Here is a 14,305-nt window from a genome sequence, read left to right on the forward strand (position 1 = left end):
CTGCCAGGGATAAAAAAGGCCCGCTGACTTTGCAATCAGCGGGCTTTTTCGGATGACGGGGTCAGTTAGCGATCGGTTTTGGAAAAGCGCTTTTGCGCGTCACGTGGCACGAACACCTTGCCACCACCGGCGGGTTTGGCAAACGCCGGTTTGCCGAACGCGGGTTTGCGGGTGGCAAAATCACCGCGCGGAGCGGCACTGGTGTTGCGGTCGCCGGCAAAGCGGTCGTTGAAGCCACCCTTGCGCTCGTAGCTGAAGCCTTCGCGAGGGGCGCTTTCACGCGGTGCAAAAGAGCGTTCTTCACGGCCAGCAAAACCGCCGCCGTTGCCCTGGTAGTTGCCTGCCCCGACCATGCGCGGTCCGCCGGCATTTCTGTCGGCGAAGCCACCACGCGGGGCATCGAAGTTGCCGCGAGGCGCATCAAAACCACCGGTGCGACCACCACCGCCAAATTTGCGGTCACGGCCGTTGAAATCACCGCCGCCACGGCTGTCGCGACCGCCAAAATTACCGGGGCGCGACTCGGGAGCACGTTGTTTGGGCTCCAGACCGGGAATGGTTTCGGCCTTGATCGGCTGGCGGCTGTAGGCTTCGATATCAAAAATCTTGCGGCGGTCGCGCAGCTCGGCAAACGTGACGGCCAGACCATCACGCCCGGCGCGGCCGGTGCGGCCGATGCGGTGGGTGTAGTCTTCAGCTTTCATGGGCAGGCCAAAGTTGAACACGTGGGTCACGGTCGGCACATCCAGGCCGCGGGCTGCCACATCGGTGGCCACCAGAATTTGCACTTGGCCCTGGCGCAATGCCATCAAGCGGCGGTTGCGCAGGCCCTGGCTCAAAGCGCCGTGCAAGGCGACCGCATCGAAGCCCTCTTGCTGCAGGTCGTTGGCCAGACCGTCACACTCGATCTGGGTGCTGGCAAAGACAATCGCCTGGTTGATGGTGCTGTCGCGCAGCCAGTGGTCGAGCAATTTGCGTTTGTGCTGGGCGTTGTCGGCCCAGAACAGCACCTGCTTGATGTTGGCGTGTTTTTCCTGCGGACTGTCGATGGTGATGCGCTGGGGCTCTCGCATGACGCGGGCGGCCAGTTGCTGAATGCGCGGCGCAAAGGTGGCGCTGAACATCATGGTTTGCTTGCGGCCAATGGTGAGTTGGTTGATTTCAGCCAGATCGTCCGAGAAGCCCAGGTCGAGCATGCGGTCAGCCTCATCGACCACAAGGAATTGCACCTGGTCGAGCTTGATTTGCATTGAGCGTTGCAGGTCGAGCAGGCGGCCCGGGGTGGCCACCACCAGATTGGCGTTTTGCAACTTGGCAATCTGCAACTGGTAAGGCATACCGCCGACGATGTTGGCCACGCGCAGGCCGCGGCAATGCTGCACCAGGTCGATGGCGTCGTGCGCCACTTGTTGGGCCAGTTCACGCGTCGGGCACACAATCAGGGCGCCGGGGGTGGGGGCACTGAAGTGGCGCGGGTTGGTCGGGTCCTTGCGCTTGGCGCGTTTCGGGGGTGCTTCACCCTTGGCAGCGGCTTCAGCCACAGCGCGTTCGTATTCGGCGCGGGCGTCGATTTCAACTTGTTCTTGCTGTTTGAGCAAGGTATGCAGCACCGGCAACAGGAAGGCGGCTGTTTTGCCGCTGCCAGTCTGGCTGGAGACCATCAAGTCGATGAAGCGGGCGCTGTTGCCGTCGTCACTGACACCTTGCATGGCCAGCGGAATGGTCTTGAGCTGCACCGTGGTGGGCTGGGTAAAGCCCAGGTCTTTGACCGCCTGGATCAGTTCCGGGGCCAGGCCCAGCGTGACAAAGCCGTTGGGAATGTCGGCTGCGACCGGGGCAGCAACTTCAGCGTCAGCCTCGGTGGCGTCAACGACGTCGTGGGGCAGCAGGTTGATGTCGTTGGAGATAACTTCGGCAGACGAGAGTTCGCCAGCCGCTAAAGTAGCGTCAGTCATGAAATATCCTAAAAAACGAAGAGCGCCGCAAGTTGTGCGGCTGCTCCGTTCATGGTTAAAAAACATCAACCATCAAACGGAACCGGCTCTGACTCAGCTAGGTGAGTGCGTCGAGAAGCTGGGAGGTCTTTTTAAGGCAGGTTGAAAACAACCTGGCACGAGACCCAGTGAATGTTGGGAGATGTACAAAATACGCTGTGATTTCAGCGAAGCCGCAAATTATGCCACAGATTCTGGTTTCTACTGCGTTGGCACGCCAAACGGTCATGGTTCAGTTTGAACGAAGGGTGTTACAAATTTGTTCGCGCGGGTTATGGCACCGTAATCTGCGTAAGGAGTCCTGAAAACAGAGGCAAGATAAATCTGGTGTTTTATCGTAAATTGACGCCGTTTTTCGATCTGAGTATTCTGGTGATCGTTAGCTATGTGAGTGAACCTGGCTAACGATCCCTACTTGATTTGTTGTTTGTTTATAGCGGCATCCATCAGAAATTCATGGCTTCTGCCATAAAATTCGTTGAAGTTCAAGGGTTAAGCCCCATAATTCGCAATATGGCCACTTACAGCACAAGCCTCGTCGCTAACGCCTTCTTATACAAGGCGCGGCAAAGCGGTGTCCAAATCTCACACATGAAGTTGCAGAAGATGGTTTTCTTCATGCACGCATGGAGTCTTGCTTCCATCGGTGCGAGTTATGTGAACGAACGGCCGGAAGCATGGCCCTATGGCCCCGTCTTCGATACTTTGTATCACGAGTTGAAGAGCTTCGGTTCGCGCAACATTGATGCATACCTGATGCAAATGAACTCCGAAACTGGAGAGCGGCAGGCTCTGGTTCCGGTCTTTTCAGACAGCGCATTTTGGGGGCTACTAGAACAAGTTTGGAATCGTTACAGCTCATTCTCAGCCCTCCAGCTATCTGCGCTGACGCATGAGGCGGGCGGCCCCTGGGATCAGGCGCGTCAGACATGTGCTGGGTGGCTTCCAGACGAAGCCGTTCGCGATTACTACAGGCCACAAATCCCGCATGTCAACTGACTCCGGATTGGGAGGCGAACCGGCCACCGCTCCCACTGGCGCAGCGCAAATAGTACCGCCCATCAAAGCACCGTCTAAAAAATTTTGGCAGTTTGGACAAGAGCGGGATGAGCGCAAGCAGATCGAAAAAGATGGCTCCCAAAGCCACAATGTTCGTCGCTTGGCAGCGTACGGCGGTGTCGTTGTCTCTGCGATCTTGTACTTGGCAGGCTTGGGAGTTATTGCTCTATTTCTCGGATTGATCCCCGGTCACGGAAGAGTTGACCCGTCGATGTGGCATATTGTTGTGGCCGTGCTGGTTGCGCTGTTCACCGTCCCCACGGTACTGGTGATTGCGATCCTCAAGGTGACATCGCCGAGCCATGCAAGTGAATTGCCGACAACGGCGCATGAGGCCCTCGGGAAGATGTTTGAAAAGGTCGTAGACAAGATATGCGGCTGAGCTAACCCGCCTAGGCGGGTTTTTATTGCCCCATCGTGTCCATCATCATCACGATGTCTTCCATATCCCAAAGGAAGTCAGCAACACCCGCCTCCATCGCTGGTGTCGTCTTGATCGAAGTGTGAATCTTGACAAAGTTGTAAACCATGAAATAGAAGCTGACTGCGTGCATGTGGTTTTGCAGCTTCTTGCTGAATGCGTTAGTCAGCCGCGTGAACCTGCGCATCCCCATCCGCATGGAAAGATTGGCCCGCTCCACATGCGATGTACTGATGTGGTCCGCGTCTGGATTGCCATAGACCCGGAGCTTTTCGCAGCTTGTCATCGTTGCCGGGCTGTAGCGGCGTTTTGATTCTTTCAAGCCTTCATCGGCATAGGTCTTGTTGAGCACGCCATAGTCCACCTTGCCCTTGAAAGCGTGCTCTACTGCTTCTGGATAGACCCTGAGACCATCGGTACTCAGTTGGACCCGAACAGCCAGGCGCGAAGCCAGGTCATCCATGAATTCATAGGCGCATTCGCGGCTGCGGGTACCCACCAGCCAGCAAGGCATCAGCTTGGTTTCCGGGTCAATCGCAGTGAACGTGTAGCAGTCACCGTTTCCATTTTCGTCGTCGGCAGGGACGTTCTTTTGCTTCATGCCGATGAAGCTCCAGATTTCGTCAACTTGAACTTTCTTGATCGTGAGTTTGCGCATGGTGCGATCTTGGTACAGAGCGCAGGCTTCGCCAGCGTCGGCCAGCAGTTTGAGGATGGTGTTCTTACTTTTGCCGGTGATGCGCGACGCTGCATTGATGCCTATACCCTCTGATAGAGCATTCAGGATTTGTACGCGGTCTTGGGTGGAGAGCTTGTTCATGTTACTGGCACCTTTATTAAAGTGAATTATATGCCAGAGTGAAAGAAAGTCAAGAAACAAACGAGAACAAAAGAGCCTCGTTAAATAAACGACTAAATTTATATGCGCGAAGCGGAACGCTCACCACAGAACGGGGTGAGCCTTAGCCGTAAAAGCAGGGCTTGACCGTAGCCAAGCCCTGATGTAGCATTCGAGAGCTACCTAGTCAGTCTAATAAAGTTCGCTGGATGCTATCCATGCTCCCTCCAATCTTTACTTAGTGCCCTTGTTCGGGCTTGGTTGCAAATTGAAAGCCTCAGTGTGTTGCGCACTGAGGTTTTCGCCTTTTATGGAAAGGGAATACCTATTTGGTGTACTCCCCTTCCCCTCAAAAGTTCTGACGATCTTCCCGTCTTCTACCAGCTTAGCCAACTCTGCGGAGATACGAGCTTTGGGAGATTTGCCAGCAACCTCATAACCGCTAGCCGCCATTACGTCATGAACCAGTGGTGCGGTGAACTCTTGAGAACCCAATTTAGAAACCACAGCCCAAACGTCACTCGGAAAAGTACTCGTAGTTGTTGTCACAGAAAATTTCGAAAGGTCGATGACGCCTTTCATATCTGTAGCTACTTGTGGCGCAGGGATGACACGTTGCGATTCAGCAACAACGGTAGATTTTTTCGCTTTTGAAACAAGGTATTCAAGGACGGCCTCTTCTTTAATGAGGTCTATGCGAGTCTTCTCAATTTTTTCTTTTAGTTCTTCAATCTCATTCTGGATAGAGCTATGAATTGCAGTCATTTGAACCGTCCTTGCCTATCGGCGTTGCTACTAATACGAAAATTATAGATGAAACACAAACGATACACAAGAGACTAAATACATTTAAATCGAAACGAAAAAGCAAAAGCCCGCACTTGGCGGGCTTTGCAATTGATTGCACCACAGTTATTTCTGCCATCGGGCCTGTGCTGCTTTCTTGGCTAACTCTGATCTCTCTTCCTCGGAAAGCTCGGCCATGCGCTTAGCGCCCCCTTTTAGCCCGCCCTTGCGGCTGTTCTCCTGCCTGGGCGTAGTCACAGGCTTAGGCTTCTCCCCCGTAGCTTGCTGAACCACGTCAAAAGCAACTTGGGTGAAATCTTTTTTAGTCATACCGCTACGATAGCAGACTGATCTGTTTCAGGCTATGGTTTGTAACTTTTGAGATTTTCAAAGTGAACCATGACCCGCCAAACTCGATCAGTCAGGCAGTTTTATGAAGTGTGTGCGGTAGTGTTCCAACTCGTCAATGGACTCATGCACGTCGGCCAATGCGGTGTGGCGCTGCTTCTTTTTAAAACTCTTGTACACCCCGGGCGCCCAGCGCTTGGAGAGTTCCTTGAGCGTGCTGACGTCCAGGTTACGGTAGTGGAAAAAAGCCTCCAGCTTGGGCATGTATCTGGCCAGGAAGCGGCGGTCCTGGCCAATGCTGTTGCCGCACATGGGTGTGCTGCCTTTGGGCACGTACTGGCTCAAAAATTGCAGCAGAATTTGCTCGACTTCAGCTTCGTCCATCGTTGATGCCTTGACCTTGTCGGTCAGTCCGCTTTTCCCGTGCGTGCTCGTGTTCCATTTGTCCATTTTGCCGAGCAGGTCGTCGTTCTGGTGGATCACCAGCACCGGGCCCTCGATGCGCCGGGTCAAATGGGCATCGGTGACGATGACCGCAATTTCAATGATGCGCTCGTGCGCCGGGTTCAAGCCCGTCATCTCGCAATCCAACCAGATCAGGTTGAGGTCCGATTTGGCCAGGGGCGCGGGTTCAGTGGGGGTGTTGGCATTGTGCATGGCCCGAATTGTCACCGATGGCCTAAACTTCGCGCTCATGACCGACATGCCATTATCCACTTCACTCGCTTTGATCTCCTTGTTTGTCGCCGCTCTGGGTTTCGGTTTGTTACTCAGGTTCTGGCTCAGTTCGCGCCAGATTCGCCACGTGGCACAGCATCGCGAGCAGGTTCCCGCCGCTTTTGCGGGCACCATTTCCCTGGCTTCGCATCAAAAAGCGGCCGATTACACGCTGGCCAAGGCGCGCCTCGGGCTGTTGGAGATGGCTCTGGGCGCAGCCGTGCTGCTGGGCTGGACACTGCTCGGTGGACTCTCTGCATTGAACCAGGCGCTGATGCAGTGGATCGGCGATGGCATGACCCAGCAATTGGCCTTGCTGGTGGCATTTGTGGTGCTCAGTGGTGCGATCGATCTGCCGCTGTCGTGGTACCAGACCTTTGTGCTGGAACAGCGCTTTGGGTTCAACAAAATGACGCTCAAACTGTGGCTGGTTGACCTGCTCAAATCCAGTCTGATCGGCGCTTTGATCGGCTTGCCGATTGCCGCCTTGATTTTGTGGATGATGGCGGCCATCGGTAACCTATGGTGGCTGTGGGCCTGCTTGTTCTGGATGGGTTTCAACGTGTTGCTGCTGGTGATCTACCCGACGCTGATTGCGCCGCTGTTCAACAAATTTGCGCCGCTGGAAGACGAAATATTGCGCTCGCGTGTGACCGCCTTGATGCAACGGTGCGGCTTTTCTGCCAAAGGCCTGTTTGTCATGGATGGCAGCAAGCGCAGCGCCCATGCCAATGCTTATTTCACCGGCTTTGGCGCCGCCAAGCGGGTGGTCTTTTATGACACGCTGCTGGCCAAGCTCAGTGCCCCCGAAGTGGACGCGGTGCTGGCGCATGAGCTGGGGCATTTCAAACACAAACACATCATCAAACGCATCGTTTCGATGTTTGCCCTGAGCCTGGCCGGTTTTGCGCTGCTGGGTTATTTGACTCAGCAAGTCTGGTTTTACACCGGCCTGGGGGTTCAGCCCAACGTGGCCTCTGCGAACGACGCGCTGGTCCTGCTGCTGTTCATGCTGGCCATGCCGGTGTTCAGCTTCTTCATTGCGCCGCTCTTCGCCCAGTTGTCGCGCAAGCATGAGTTTGAAGCCGATGCCTATGCGGTCAGGCAAACCAGTGCGCAGGATCTGTCGACAGCGCTGCTCAAGCTCTACGAGGACAATGCCGCCACGCTGACGCCTGACCCGCTGTACGTGCGCTTTTATTACTCTCACCCCGGAGCGACGGAACGCCTGGCGCGCATGCAGGGTGGTGCCTCGGCGGCAGTTTGAGTTTTTGAGTTAAACATGCCTTTAAACCAACACTCACGGGCCTTCACGGCGACTGAAATTGTGACCAAACTGGTTAAGCTGGAGGGCTGGCGCTTGAGCGGAGATGGCGCCGAGGTGGTGATCGAAAAAACCTTCCGTTTTGCCGATTACGCCCGGACTCTGCTGTTTGTCAACGCCGTGGCCTGGCTGGCCCAGGCGCGCAACCATCACCCCGAACTGGTCGTGCAGTTCGACCGCTGCGTGGTGCGCTACAGCACGCACGATGTGGCTGGGCTCTCGCAGGCAGACTTTGACTGTGCGGCCGCAGTGGACGCGCTGCCTGGCGCTGCCAAGCCAAAGCTTTTATGAACCACGCGCAACGTGTACCCGGCCTGATCGTGGCCAACTACGGGCGTCACTTTTTGGTTGAGAACGAGGCAGGTGAGCGCCTGATTTGCCACTCAAGAGGTAAAAAAAGCCAGGGCGTGGTGGGCGACCGGGTGTTGTGGCTGCCCTCGCAGGACGAGGGAACGATTGAAAAAATTGAGCCACGGCGCAACCTGTTTTATCGGCAGGACGATGTGCGCACCAAGCTGTTCGCCGCCAACTTGGATCAGGTGCTGATTTTGATCGCGGCCGAGCCCGAATTTTCCAGCAGCCAACTCTCGCGCGCCCTGATTGCCGCTGAAGAGCAACACATCACGCCGATCATTGCACTCAATAAAAGTGATCTGGCCGAGCCTTTTGCCCGCGCCTGGAACTGGCTGGCGCCTTACCGCCACATGGGTTATGACGTGCTGGCGCTGTCGCTCAAGGACGAAGCCGCAAGTCGTGCTGCCCTGAGCCAGCGCCTAGCCGACAAAACCACGCTGGTGCTGGGTCCGTCGGGGGCGGGGAAAAGCACGCTGATCAACTGCCTGATTCCCGGTGCACTGGTGCAAACTGGCGTTTTGTCACAAGCCCTGAGCAGCGGCAAACACACCACCACCAGCACCACCTGGTACTGGGTGGATGCGGAAAAAACCACGGCCTTGATCGATTCGCCCGGGTTCCAGGAATTTGGCCTGAACCACATCGACCCAGCGCAGCTGGCGGCCTACATGCCAGACCTCAAGCCCCATGTGAAAAACTGCAAGTTCTACAACTGCAGCCACTTGCACGAACCCGGTTGCGGTGTGATTTCTGCGGTAAATTCAGACAACAAGCCTGACAGCATCAGTGTGAACCGCTATCAGATTTATGGCGATCTTTATGCTGAGCTGAAGCAGATGCGGCGTTATTGATTTGGCAGGTCAGGCCTTGGCTGTGACCAATTTGGCCAACGCCGCAACCACCTGATCACATTGTTTGGGTGTGCCCACGCTGATGCGCAAATAGGCGTCGATGCGGGCTTGTTTGAAATGCCGCACCAGCACACCCTGGGCGCGCAAGCCAACAGCGAGATCAGCGCCCTCATGGTTGGGGTGACGGGTAAAGACAAAATTGGTTTGCGACGGCAGCACCATAAAGCCCAGGTCTTCCAGCGCCAGTACCATGCCTTCGCGGCTGCTCATCACTGCCTGGCGGGTTTGCTCAAAATAGCGCTGGTCTTCAAAGGCAGCGACGCCACCGGCCAGCGCCAGCCGGTCCAGCGGGTAGGAGTTGAAGCTGTTCTTGACGCGGTTCAGCGCCTCTATCAAGTGGGCCTGGCCACAGGCGTAGCCGATGCGCAAACCCGCCAGCGAGCGTGACTTGGACAGCGTGTGCACTACCAGCAGGTTCGGGTAGCGGTCGATCAGGGCCATGGCCGTTTGACCGCCAAAGTCCACATAGGCCTCGTCGATCAGCACCACCCGGTCCGGGTGCATTTGCAGCAGGGTCTCAATGTCGTTCAGTGGTAGGCCGATGCCCGTGGGCGCATTGGGGTTAGCAATCACCACGCCGGCGATGGCCTGGTCGGCCGCACAGGCGTAGTCGGCCACGTTCAGTTGCAGGCCTTCGCGCAGCGGCACGGTGCGCACAGCAATGCCGTACAAGCCGCAATAGACCTTGTAAAAGCTGTAGCTGATGTCGGGCATCAGCAGTGGGCAATCCTGCTGGAAAAAGGCAAAAAAGGCATGCGCCAGCACTTCGTCAGAGCCGTTGCCCAAGAACACCTGTTGTGGCTTGACTCCGAAGTTGTCGGCAATGGCTTGGCGCAGCGCTGTGCCATCGGGGTCGGGGTAAAGCTGCAGGCCCTGTTGCGCGGCTTGCTGAATGGTCGCTACCACGCGGGGCGACGGGGGATAAGGGTTTTCGTTGGTGTTGAGTTTGACCAGATTCGCCATTTTGGGTTGCTCGCCGGGCACATAGGGCACCAGTTGTCCGACGATGGGGCTGATGAATTGGGGGTTCAAGACAGGGTTCTCTTTAAAAGTTGTCGCGGTTGATGACTGAACAATGCAAGTTGGATTTTGAATTCAATCTCAGGCAATGAATCGTGCCAGCGTCAGGAGTGCCAACAGAACAAGCCACATGACCACGGCACGCCAGACCAGACCCACCAAAATGGCCAAGTGCGCCAGCTCAGGCGGCGGGCGCAGGATGAAACTATGGGCCGATGCCAAACCCTCCGTTGCGGGCGAACTGGCGGCGTTTGCTGCCAATATCTGAAGGTTTATGGCGCCGGCAGTGGCGGCCAGCACCAGGCCATCGTTGTCAGTGCCTGATTGCGCCGCGTAACGGCGCCATCCATCGATGGCCTCTTCGAAATTGCCGACCACGGCAAAGCCCAGTCCAGTGATCCGTGCCGGAAGGGCGTCGATCCATTGCCATGCCGCCAGTGCATTGGTTTGCAGGGCTTGGCTGATAGGCTGCTGCAAGGCCCGCCCTTTGTAATGCCAATATCGGGCGACAAATTCGGCCAATCGGTACAACACCGCACCCATGGGACCGAAACCAAGTGCCGCCAGCACTGAAAACCAAGCCAGCACCCCAAAGACATGGCGATGGGCGGCCAGTACGGACAGTTCGATGACCCGGGCAATGATGTCGCTACGCGACCAGGACTGGATGTCGATGTGTTGCCACTCGGCTAGCAGCGAGCGCGCCAGCGCGTCGTCATCGTTGGCCAAGGCATCGCGGACCTCGGTGAAGTGAAAACTGAACTGTCGAAAGCCAAGCGAGGCGTACAGCACCAGAGAACTCCAGAGCAGCGCCAGGGGCCAACCGACCCAGAAGGCCAGTGACCAATAAATCAACAAGGCCAGCCCGGATGGCCCGCCCACAGCGAGGCCCCAAGCCAGCCAGCCGTGCAGTGGCTTGCCGGCATCCAGATTACGGCTGCAGAAACGCACCCACGAACGCATGGCAGCATGGACGGGGTTGCCGCGGCCCAAGGGACGCGCCTGTTCCAGTAACAGGGCAAACAGCACAGAGATGAAGCTCATGTCTGAATCATAGCGGCTGCATGTCTCAGGCTTGCAAAAAACGGTAAAAGTTGCGCAACATGCCAGCTGTGGCACCCCAGATAAAGCGCTCGGTGGTCGCGTCGCGGTAGGGCATCGACAACCATTCACGCTGGACGCCTTGCCAATCCATCCGATGGTGGCGATGGTGAGCCGGGTTCATCAAATAGACCAGTGGCACCTCGAACACATCTGCGACCTCGAACGGGTTGGGGTGCAACACCATGTCGGGTGAAATCAGGGCCACTACCGGCGTGACATGAAAAGCCGAGCCCGTGACATAGACCGGCAACTGGCCCAGCACTTCCACAAATTGCGCCGCCAGACCAATTTCTTCCAGAGCCTCGCGCAGGGCGGTCGCAACCGCGTCCGTATCCGTGTCATCCACCTTGCCGCCCGGAAATGCGATCTGCCCAGAATGGGTCGACAAGTGCTGCGTGCGCAGCGTGAGCAACACTGTCGGCTCCGGGCGCTGCACGATGGGCAGCAACACTGCGGCGGGCATGGGCGTGCGCTCCATAAACTTTTTCTCATGCAGGAACTCGGCCTGCCAAGCGGGCGGCGCGGCAAACCGCGATCGCAAGGCGTCAGCTTGCAGTGCCGCGGGGTGCACGGCTGGCAGATGGCGGTCCACCTGGGTCACCGGCACTTTACGCGGGTCTAGTTTGGGCGCGGTCATGGGAATCTGGCGATAAAAAGTCGAAAAAAAACCGCCACAGTGAACTGAGGCGGTTTTCTAAGCGGCGTGCTGGCGTATCAAGCGGCGCTGGCTGCCACCGTTTTACGCGCTGGCAATTTTTCCTTGATACGTGCCGACTTGCCGCTGCGGTCACGCAAGTAGTAGAGCTTGGCACGACGCACATCACCACGGCGCTTGACTTCAATGCTGGCAATCAGCGGGCTGTAGGTCTGGAAAGTGCGCTCGACACCTTCACCGCTGGAGATTTTGCGTACCGTAAAGCCGCTGTTGAGACCGCGATTGCGCTTGGCAATCACCACGCCTTCGTAGGCTTGCAGACGCTTGCGGGTGCCTTCAACCACATTCAAGCTGACGACAACGGTGTCGCCCGGGCCAAATTCGGGGATGGTTTTGCCAAGACGAGCAATTTCTTCTTGCTCAAGGGTTTGGATAAGGTTCATAGTTTCTTTCAAAGATCATGTCAGCACCAGCGTCACTATGACGCATGCCACTGTGCAAAGCACCTTGGCGGTCTTACGGAGGATCGGGAAGCCCGCAATTATAGCTTGAGAGAACAGCCTCATCCGTTGTGTCTAAATAACCAGCATTGCGGGCCAGTTCAATCAGTTCAGGACGCAGGCGTTGCGTGAGCAGCAAGCGTTGGTTGCGGCGCCAGCGCTCGATGTTGACATGGTGGCCGCTGAGCAGCACGTCGGGGACGGCCCGGCCCTGCCAGATTTCGGGGCGGGTGTAATGCGGGCAATCCAGCAGTCCATCGAGGGCCGGGTTGAAACTGTCCTGGGCATGGCTGTCTGCGTCTCCCAGCACGCCGGGTTGCAGGCGGGCAACGGCGTCGAGCAGCGCCATGGCGGCAATTTCTCCGCCAGACAGCACAAAGTCGCCCAGACTGATTTGCTCGGTGACATGGGTGTCGATAAAGCGCTGGTCAATGCCCTCATAGCGACCGCACACCAGCACCGCACCACGACTGGCAGCCCAGCGGGTGACCATGGCGTGGTCAAGGGATTTGCCGACCGGGGAAAACAAGACGACGGGTACGTCATCCGGGCGCTCGCAGCTAATGCTGGACAGGCACTGCGACAGCGGTTCGACCATCATCACCATGCCGGGACCGCCGCCGAAGGGCCGGTCATCGACCCGGCGGTAATTGCCCTGGGCAAAATCGCGCGGGTTGTGTAACCGCACATTGACTTGTCCAGACTCGAAGGCGCGACGGGTAACGCCCGTGCTCAAAAATGGCGCAAACAATTCCGGAAACAGCGTCACCACATCAAATTGCATGGGGCTGCTCTTAATAATCAGCTTGCCAATCCACCAGAATGCGGCGCTCGCCCAAGTTCACATCATCAATGTAAACCGCGACAAAAGGAATCATGATTTCCACCGTTTTGCCATCGCGCACTTGGTCGATCACCAGCACGGTTTGCGGGCCGGTGGTCAACAGGTCGCGCACATGGCCCAGGGACACGCCTTCGCGGTTGATGACGTCAAGCCCGATCAAGTCGACCCAGTAGTACTCGTCTTTTTGGGCGCTGGGAAAGCTGCTGCGCGCAATGAAGATGCGGGCACCGCGCAGACTGTCGGCCGCATTGCGGTCGTCGATGCCGTGCGCGCAAGCGACCACCATGTCGGAGTGGATTTTCGCTTCCTTGATGCGTAACTTGCCCACGCCAGAAAAGGTTTCGACACCTTTTTCAGTGGGCAGCAGAAACCAGATTCTGGAAGAAAAAAGCGCCTCGGGGTCGGCGCTGTAAGGGAGAACCTTGAACCATCCCTTGATGCCCCAGGCATCAAGGATGCGCCCGACTTCGATGGCATCTGCCGGTAATTCGGCAGCCTCCAGGCCGGGCAGCATCAACAACAATCAGGCTGCTTTGGCAGCAGATTGTTTGATCAGACGTTCAACGGTGGGGGAAGCTTGCGCGCCAACGCTGCGCCAGTAAGTCAAGCGGTCCTGGGCAATACGGATGCTTTCTTCGTTGGCGGTGGCGATCGGGTTGTAAAAACCGATGCGTTCGATAAAGCGGCCATCGCGACGGGTGCGTTTGTCAGCCACCACAATATTGAAAAACGGGCGAGCTTTTGCACCGCCACGGGCGAGTCGAATGACGACCATGATGTATCCTTTGGGGAAGTGGAATGACTTCCACGAAAATTGGCATTTAACCTGGCGTTTGAGACACGCGACATAACCACCCGGTTATGCGACACGCCAGACAGCCGCACATTATATCGTTGACAAACGCCATGCCCATCATTCGCCCCTGTCAAACTGACGACATTGCACAAATTACCGCCATCTATGCCCATCATGTGTTGCACGGAACCGGCACTTTCGAGATCGATCCGCCGTCTGAGGCGGACATGGCGCAACGCCGCACCGATGTTTTGAGCAAGGCTTTGCCCTATCTGGTGGTGGTTGATGGCTCACAAACGCTGGGTTTTGCCTATTGCAACTGGTTCAAGCCGCGGCCGGCTTACCGTTTTTCAGCCGAGGATTCCATTTACCTTGCGCCAGCGGCAGTCGGGCAAGGCCTGGGGCGCACCTTGTTGGCCGAACTGATGGCTCAGGCTGAGCGCGCCGGTGTGCGCAAATTGATCGCAGTGATTGGCGACTCGAATAACCTGGGGTCGATCAATGTCCACCGCAGCGCCGGTTTTGATCATGTGGGCACGCTCAAGTCCTGCGGCTGGAAGTTCGGGCGCTGGCTGGATGTGGTCATGATGGACAAGGCTTTGGGGCAGGGCGACAGATCGGCTCCGGCCTGAGC

General features: G+C 56.9%; 18 protein-coding genes. 6 read left to right on the forward strand and 12 right to left on the reverse strand.

Translation table 11 applies throughout. The annotated features are described in order from the left end of the window. Positions 1-65: 65 nt before the first annotated feature. Complete coding sequence (locus tag PHF15_RS00180) at positions 66-1,955, reverse strand: DEAD/DEAH box helicase (RefSeq protein WP_300117725.1); 1,890 nt, start codon at positions 1,953-1,955, stop codon at positions 66-68. A 495-nt stretch (positions 1,956-2,450) separates the two neighbouring features. Between PHF15_RS00180 and PHF15_RS00185 the strand changes: the two genes are divergently transcribed. Further along, a complete protein-coding gene (locus PHF15_RS00185) occupies positions 2,451-2,993 on the forward strand; it encodes a type II toxin-antitoxin system antitoxin SocA domain-containing protein (RefSeq protein ID WP_300117727.1) in 543 nt (180 codons plus the stop codon). Then, on the forward strand, positions 2,983-3,435 hold the full coding sequence (locus PHF15_RS00190; RefSeq protein WP_300117728.1) for a hypothetical protein: 453 nt from the start codon (positions 2,983-2,985) through the stop codon (positions 3,433-3,435). Before PHF15_RS00185 ends, PHF15_RS00190 begins: the two co-directional genes overlap by 11 nt. A gap of 22 nt (positions 3,436-3,457) precedes the next feature. Here PHF15_RS00190 and PHF15_RS00195 read toward each other — a convergent pair whose 3' ends face one another. The 4 genes from PHF15_RS00195 to orn form a co-directional block, all read right to left on the reverse strand. Beyond that, positions 3,458-4,294: an IS1 family transposase gene (locus tag PHF15_RS00195; protein WP_300117729.1), complete on the reverse strand. Its 837-nt coding sequence runs from the start codon at positions 4,292-4,294 to the stop codon at positions 3,458-3,460. Positions 4,295-4,546: 252 nt separating this feature from the next. Beyond that, the gene (locus PHF15_RS00200; protein ID WP_300117730.1) at positions 4,547-5,077 is read right to left on the reverse strand and encodes a hypothetical protein; all 531 of its coding nucleotides are present in this window, start codon (positions 5,075-5,077) and stop codon (positions 4,547-4,549) included. Between the two features lie 147 nt (positions 5,078-5,224). Further along, the gene (locus PHF15_RS00205) at positions 5,225-5,428 is read right to left on the reverse strand and encodes a hypothetical protein (protein ID WP_300117732.1); all 204 of its coding nucleotides are present in this window, start codon (positions 5,426-5,428) and stop codon (positions 5,225-5,227) included. A gap of 87 nt (positions 5,429-5,515) precedes the next feature. Next, entirely contained in the window at positions 5,516-6,103 is a 588-nt protein-coding gene (gene orn / locus PHF15_RS00210) for an oligoribonuclease (RefSeq protein WP_300117734.1), read from the reverse strand. A gap of 46 nt (positions 6,104-6,149) precedes the next feature. Between orn and PHF15_RS00215 the strand changes: the two genes are divergently transcribed. From PHF15_RS00215 to rsgA, 3 genes are read left to right on the forward strand one after another with little or no spacing between them, the layout of a single operon-like run. Next, on the forward strand, positions 6,150-7,430 hold the full coding sequence (locus PHF15_RS00215; RefSeq protein WP_300117736.1) for a M48 family metallopeptidase: 1,281 nt from the start codon (positions 6,150-6,152) through the stop codon (positions 7,428-7,430). Positions 7,431-7,445: 15 nt separating this feature from the next. Next, positions 7,446-7,778: a 4a-hydroxytetrahydrobiopterin dehydratase gene (locus PHF15_RS00220; RefSeq protein WP_300117738.1), complete on the forward strand. Its 333-nt coding sequence runs from the start codon at positions 7,446-7,448 to the stop codon at positions 7,776-7,778. After that, positions 7,775-8,692 (forward strand): ribosome small subunit-dependent GTPase A, encoded by a 918-nt coding sequence (gene rsgA / locus PHF15_RS00225; protein ID WP_300117741.1) that lies wholly within the window; start codon positions 7,775-7,777, stop codon positions 8,690-8,692. The genes PHF15_RS00220 and rsgA overlap by 4 nt, the downstream gene beginning before the upstream one ends. A gap of 9 nt (positions 8,693-8,701) precedes the next feature. Here the strand turns inward: rsgA and hisC are convergent, their stop codons facing one another. From hisC to rpsP, 7 genes are all read right to left on the reverse strand, one after another. Continuing rightward, positions 8,702-9,784, reverse strand: a complete 1,083-nt coding sequence (gene hisC / locus PHF15_RS00230; RefSeq protein WP_300117743.1) for a histidinol-phosphate transaminase — start codon at positions 9,782-9,784, stop codon at positions 8,702-8,704. Positions 9,785-9,853: 69 nt separating this feature from the next. Next, entirely contained in the window at positions 9,854-10,816 is a 963-nt protein-coding gene (locus PHF15_RS00235; protein ID WP_300117745.1) for a cobalamin biosynthesis protein, read from the reverse strand. Positions 10,817-10,841: 25 nt separating this feature from the next. Continuing rightward, a complete protein-coding gene (locus PHF15_RS00240) occupies positions 10,842-11,513 on the reverse strand; it encodes a CoA pyrophosphatase (RefSeq protein WP_300117747.1) in 672 nt (223 codons plus the stop codon). Positions 11,514-11,590: 77 nt separating this feature from the next. Then, a complete protein-coding gene (gene rplS, locus PHF15_RS00245) occupies positions 11,591-11,974 on the reverse strand; it encodes a 50S ribosomal protein L19 (protein ID WP_300117749.1) in 384 nt (127 codons plus the stop codon). Between the two features lie 73 nt (positions 11,975-12,047). Beyond that, complete coding sequence (gene trmD / locus PHF15_RS00250) at positions 12,048-12,815, reverse strand: tRNA (guanosine(37)-N1)-methyltransferase TrmD (protein ID WP_300117751.1); 768 nt, start codon at positions 12,813-12,815, stop codon at positions 12,048-12,050. Between the two features lie 10 nt (positions 12,816-12,825). Next, on the reverse strand, positions 12,826-13,389 hold the full coding sequence (gene rimM / locus PHF15_RS00255; RefSeq protein WP_300118590.1) for a ribosome maturation factor RimM: 564 nt from the start codon (positions 13,387-13,389) through the stop codon (positions 12,826-12,828). 9 nt (positions 13,390-13,398) lie between these two features. Further along, positions 13,399-13,650 carry a 30S ribosomal protein S16 gene (gene rpsP, locus PHF15_RS00260; protein WP_296159431.1) on the reverse strand — a complete coding sequence of 84 codons (252 nt, stop codon included), beginning with the start codon at positions 13,648-13,650 and terminating at the stop codon, positions 13,399-13,401. A gap of 131 nt (positions 13,651-13,781) precedes the next feature. Between rpsP and PHF15_RS00265 the strand changes: the two genes are divergently transcribed. After that, positions 13,782-14,303: a GNAT family N-acetyltransferase gene (locus PHF15_RS00265; RefSeq protein WP_300117753.1), complete on the forward strand. Its 522-nt coding sequence runs from the start codon at positions 13,782-13,784 to the stop codon at positions 14,301-14,303. Positions 14,304-14,305 lie beyond the last annotated feature (2 nt).

Origin of the sequence: Rhodoferax sp., assembly GCF_028689295.1 — a bacterium.
Lineage (GTDB): Bacteria > Pseudomonadota > Gammaproteobacteria > Burkholderiales > Burkholderiaceae_C > Rhodoferax.